Annotated in this window: 2 protein-coding genes; both read right to left on the minus strand. The window is 72.7% G+C overall.

Annotated elements, in window-relative coordinates; translation table 11 throughout:
• Positions 1-3605: amino acid adenylation domain-containing protein (locus ACZ404_RS36795; RefSeq protein WP_468447745.1), on the minus strand; the 3605-nt coding region annotated here is incomplete at its 3' end.
• Positions 3606-3643: 38 nt separating this feature from the next.
• On the minus strand, positions 3644-5757 hold a 2114-nt coding region (locus ACZ404_RS36800), incomplete at its 5' end, for a condensation domain-containing protein (protein ID WP_468447747.1).

Below are 5757 nucleotides of genomic sequence, written 5' to 3' on the forward strand. Positions count from 1 at the left end.
TGGACCGGCAGGGGCGGCCAGTCGGGGGTCTGGTCCTGGGTGCGGGCGGTGTAGGCGCGGGTGAGGTCGGCGGCCAGCGGGCCCAGCGACCAGCCGTCACCCGCGATGTGATGCAGGACGAGGATGAGGACGTACGTGTCGGGCGCGAGACGGAACAACTCGGCGTGCAGCGGGGGTTCGCTCGCCAGGTCGAAGGCATGACGAGCCGCTGACGCCAGTGCCTCCGGCAGCCCGTCCTCGGAGACAGCGGTGACGGGCAGTTCCACGGTCACCTCGTCCAGGACGTGCTGGTACGGAGCGCCGTCGACCTCCGGAAACACCGTGCGCAGACTCTCGTGCCGGGCCACCACGTCCCCGAGGGCCGTGCGCAGGGCGCCATGGTCGAGGTCACCGGTCAGTCGCAGGATCAGCGGGATGTTGTAGGTGGCGCTCGGCCCCTCCATCTTGTGCAGGAACCACAGCCGGCGCTGGGCGAAGGACAACGGCACCATGTCGGGCAGTCGCTGCTTGGTCAGCGCGAGCCGCGCCGGCCCCGCCGTGTCGAGCCGGGCCGCCACCGCCCCCGCGGTGCGCGCCTCGAACAGCGTGCGCAGGCCGATCTCGACACTGAAGGCGGCCCGGATGCGGGCGATCAGGCGGGTGGCCAGCAGGGAGTGGCCGCCCAGCTCGAAGAAGTCGTCGTCGACGCCGACCCGGGGCAGCCCGAGGACCTGGGCGAACAGGTCGCACACGATTTGCTCCTGCGGCGTACGGGCCTCCCGCCCCGCCCCGGGGGACAGGAACTCCGGCGCGGGCAGTGCGGCCCGGTCCAGCTTCCCATTGGCCGTCAGGGGCAGTTCTTCCAGGAGTACGACGGCCGAGGGCACCATGTGCTCCGGCAGCCGATCCCGCGCGAACTGCCGGACGTCCTCGACCCCGAGAGTCTCCCGGGCCACCACGTAGGCCACCAGACGCGTCCTGCCGGGCTGCTGGTCGGCACGGGTGACGACGGCTGCTTGGGCGATGTCGGGGTGGTCGGTGAGGACGTGTTCGATCTCGCCGGGTTCGATGCGGAAGCCGCGGATCTTGACCTGGTGGTCGGCGCGGCCGATGAACTCCAGTTCGCCGTCGGTGTTCCGGCGCACCAGGTCGCCGGTGCGGTACATGCGTCCGCCGGGTTCGGGGGCGTAGGGGTCGGCGACGAACCGCTCGGCGGTCAGTCCCGGCCGGCCCAGGTAGCCGCGGGCGACACCGGCGCCCGCGATGTACAGCTCGCCCACCACCCCCGGCGCCACCAGCTCCAGCCCGGATCCCAGCACATAGGCCCGAGTGCGGGCGATCGGCCGGCCGATGGGTGCGGACGACGGCCAGTCGTCGGGGTCCTCGCCCAGGGTGTGGGCGGTGACCACATGGGTCTCGGTCGGCCCGTAGTGGTTGTGCAGGACCCGGCCCGGCGCCGAACGGTGGAAGGCACGGACTGCACCGCTCGGCGTCAGCGCCTCACCGGCCTGCGCGACGGTCCGCAGGCTCGGCAGCGTGCGGCCCTGCTCCACGGCGGCCTCGGCCACGGCCTCCAGCACCAGGTTCGGCGCGAACAGCTCCTCGATCCGCTGCTCCTCGAGCCACGCCGCGAACCGGGCCGCGTCGCGGCGGACCTCCTCGTCCGGCACCACCAGTGTCTTGCCGAAGGCCAGGGCCGACAGCACCTCCTGCGCGGACACGTCGAAGCTGATCGCCGTGAACTGCGCGGTCCGCGTCCCGACCTCGCCTCCGACCGTCCTGTGATGCCACTGCAGGAGGTTCACCAGCGCACCCGCGGGCATGACGACGCCTTTGGGTTGTCCGGTGGAGCCGGAGGTGTAGATGACGTAGGCGGGGTGGTGGGGGTGGAGGTGGGGGGTGGGGTTGTGGGTGGGTTGGTTGCTGAGGTCGAGGGTGTCGAGGAGGAGGGTGGTTGTGGGGTGGGGGGTGGCGAGGTGGGTGGTGGTGAGGAGGAGGGTGGGTTGGGCGTCGGTGACCATGTGGGTGAGGCGGGTGGGTGGGTAGTGGGGGTCGAGGGGGAGGTAGGCGGCGCCTGTTTTGAGGGTGGCGAGGATGGCGACGACGAGGTCGGTGGAGCGGGGCAGGGCGAGGGCGACGATGTGTTCGGGGCCGATGCCGTGGGTGGTGAGGTGGTGGGCGAGTCGGTTGGCGCGCTCGTTGAGTTCCCGGTAGGTGGTCGAGGTCGGGCCGCAGGTGACGGCGATGGTGTCGGGGTGGGCGGCGGCCTGTGCTTCGAACAGGCCGGGCAGGGTGGCCTGGGTTGTTCGGGGGGTGTCGTCGGGCAGGGCGAGCAGGGCGGCCCGTTCCTCGTCGGTGAGCAGATCGATCCGGCCGATCGGCCGCTCGGCATCGGTGACGACGAGGTCGAGCACGCGGACCAGCCGGTCGAGGAACTCCGCGGCCGTGGCCCGGTCGAAGAGATCGCCGCGGTAGTCCAGGCGGAGGTAGAGACGGCGCCCGGGGGCGGCGATCAGGGTGAGCGGATAGTGCGTGGCGTCCCGCCCGCGGCCGAGGTCGGGGGTGATCCGCAGCCTGGTGTCCGCCCGCTCGGCAGGGTCGTCCCACGGGTAGTTCTCGAACACCAGCGAGGTGTCGAACAGGTCACCCAGCCCGGCCAGTTGCTGAATGCGGGCCAGCCCGAGGTGGTGGTGCGCGGTCAGCCGCGACTGCGCGTCCTGAAGCCGTACGACGGCGGACCGCAGCGACTGCGCCGGGTCCAGCGGCACCCGCACCGGCACCATGGTGATGAGCAGGCCCACCATGGCCTCGACACCGGGGAGCTGTGGGTCGCGGCCCGCGACGACGGCCCCGAACACCACGTCGTCGTGGCCCGTGCGCCGGCTCAGCACCAGCCCCCAGGCGGCCTGCAGCACGGTGTTCAGCGTCACGCCCTGGCGGCGCGCCCAGTCGGCGCCGGCCGCCGTGCGGTCCTCGTCCAGCTCGACGGTGATCCGTTCCGGCATCAGACCGGGCCGCCCCGGATCCACCGGGGTGAGCAGGGTCGGCTGCTCCAGACCCGACAGCGCCTCGCGCCAGGCGGCCTCCGCCGCCGGCCGGTCCTGCTGCCCGAGCCAGCCCAGGTACTGCCGGTAGGGGGTCACCCGGGGAAGCGCGGCGGCATCGCCGTGGCTGTCGTACAGCGCGCTCAGCTCGCGGACGAGGAGGGGCGTCGACCAGCCGTCGAGCAAAATGTGGTGGGTGGTCAGGATCAGCCGGTGGTGCTCGGCGGCCATGCGTACCAGCAGGAAGCGCAGCAGCGGCGGCTCGGCCAGGTCGAACCGGCGGCCGTGCTCCTTCGCGGCGAGCCGGTCCGCCTCCGCCTCCGCCTCGGCACCGGGCAGCGCCGACAGATCGAACTCCTCCCAGGGCACCTCCACCTGACGGACGATCAACTGGACCGTCTGACCCGAGTCCACCTGCCGGAACCCCGCGCGCAGGTTCGGGTGCCGCTGGACGAGGGCCCGCACCGCCGTCCGCAGCCGCGCCGCATCGAGGGCGCCTTCGATGCCGAAGACGTGCTGCACCGCATAGACGTCCGCGCCGTCCTGCTCGTAGCGGGAGTGGAACAGCAGTCCTTCCTGCATCGGGGAGAGGGGAAGGATGTCTTCGAGACCCGACGACGTCATTTCTGAATCCTCCACGCGGCTTCCAGCTGTTCGATGTCGTGCTGGCTGAGTTCGGTCAGGGGGAAGTCCGAGGGCGTGTGGCCACCCGTGCCGGACCGGTCGCCGTGCCGGACCAGGCCCCGGAGCGCCCGGAACCACTGCTCGGCGAGGACATGGACGTGCTGCTCGGACCAGAGACCGGGGGCCCAGGTCCAGACGGCCTCCAGCCATGGCCCGTCCGGTGTGTCACGGACCATGGAGTTGACCTCCAGTCCGTGCGCGAGGGCGGTGGCCGGATCGGCGCCGCTCAGCAGGCCGGTCTCCGCAGCCACGGTCCACTCGGGACTGCCGGGCACCACCGGGGTCCCCGCGGACGGGAACCGGCCGAGGTAGTTGAACCCGAGCTGGGGCACGGGAAGCCGGGCCAGCCGCCGGCCGGTCTCGGGATTGAGATGGCGCAGCAGACCGAAGCCCATGCCGCGGTCGGGCAGCGAACGAAGTTGCTCCTTCACCCGCTTCAGCGCCTGACCGAACGCCGGACCGCCCTCGACCACCTCGGCCCAACCCAGCGGACCCGGGTCGATCCGGACGGGATGGAGGGAGGTGAACCAGCCCACGGTGCGCGACAGGTCCACCCCGTCGACGATCTCCTCGCGCCCGTGCCCTTCCACATCCACCAGGAGCGCCGTGTGCCGCCCGCGGCCATGACCCCGGCGCCACTCGGCGACCGCCAGCGCGAGCGCGGTCAGCAGCACGTCGTTCACGCCCGCGTGGAAGGCCGCCGGCACCGTGGTCAGCAGCGGCTCGGTGACCTCGGGCGGCAGGGACAGCGTGTACTCCCCGGCCCCGCCCACGGTGTCCCGTACGGGGTCCAGCCGGCCTGCGGTCAGCGGCGGGTCGGCCGCGCCGAGCAGATCGGCCCACAGCGTCTCCTCGGCGACGCGGGCCGGCCGCAGGGCCTCCGCCGCCAGCAGCTGCGACCAGCGGCGCAGCGAGGTGCCCACCGGAGCCGGCCGCGGCGGACGCCCGCGCCCGGCCGCCTCCCAGGCGGCGACGAGATCCGGGAGCAGAATCCGCCAGGACACCCCGTCCACCACCAGATGGTTCACGAGGACCAGCAGCCTGCCCGGGCGAGCCGGCCCGGCGTCGAACCACACCACCTGCAGCAACGGCCCCCGCTCGGTCGACAGACGGGCGGCCGCCGCCTTCACCTGCTCGCGGACCAGGGCCTCGTCCACATCGGCGTCCCCGAGGCCGACCCGGTGCACCAGACCGGCGGCGGACACGGAGCCCACCGGCCCGACCTCCAGCGACCACGACCCGCCGCCCGTACCGCGCTGCGTCCGGGTCAGCCGCAGTGCGTCATGGTGGTCCACGAGCGCCTGCACCGCCGTGATCAGGCGGTCCTCGCCGAGAGCGGCCGGCACCTGCAGCAGCATCGCCTGATGAAACGCGTCGACCTCTCCGCCGCGCGCGTCGAACCAGCGCATGATCGGTACCGGCTCCACCGCTCCGACACCGGTGTCGTCTGCGTCCGGGGCCGCCCCGGGCAGTTCCTCGGCGACCCCGGCCAGCCCGGCCACCGTCCGCTGCTCGAAGACGTCCCGGACCGCGAACCCGACGCCCGCCGCACGGGCCAGGCTGACCAGGCGGATCGAGACGATGCTGTCCCCGCCGAGCGTGAAGAAGTCGTCCTCGGGCCCGACCCGGTCCACCCCCAGCGCCTGCGCGAACAATTCCCCGAGCAGCCGCTCTTTCGCGGTACGCGGCTCCCGGCGCACCCCGTCCGCCCGCACGGCCGGCCCCGGCTCGGGCAGCGCGGCCCGGTCGAGCTTGCCGTTGGCCGTCAGCGGCAGCCGGTCCAGCGCGACGAACGCCGACGGCACCATGTACTCCGGCAGCCGGCGACGAGCGAACTCACGCACCGCCTCCGGGGACACGACGGTGTCGGCGACGACGTAGGCGACGAGTCGGGCCCGGTCGCCGTGCGTGACGACGGCTGCTTGGGTGATGTCGGGGTGGTTGGTGAGGACGTGTTCGATTTCGCCGGGTTCGATGCGGAAGCCGCGGATTTTGATTTGGTGGTCGGTGCGGCCGATGTATTCGAGGTTGCCGTCGGGGTTGTGGCGGG

The sequence above is a fragment of the Streptomyces sp. NPDC030798 genome, assembly GCF_055572275.1.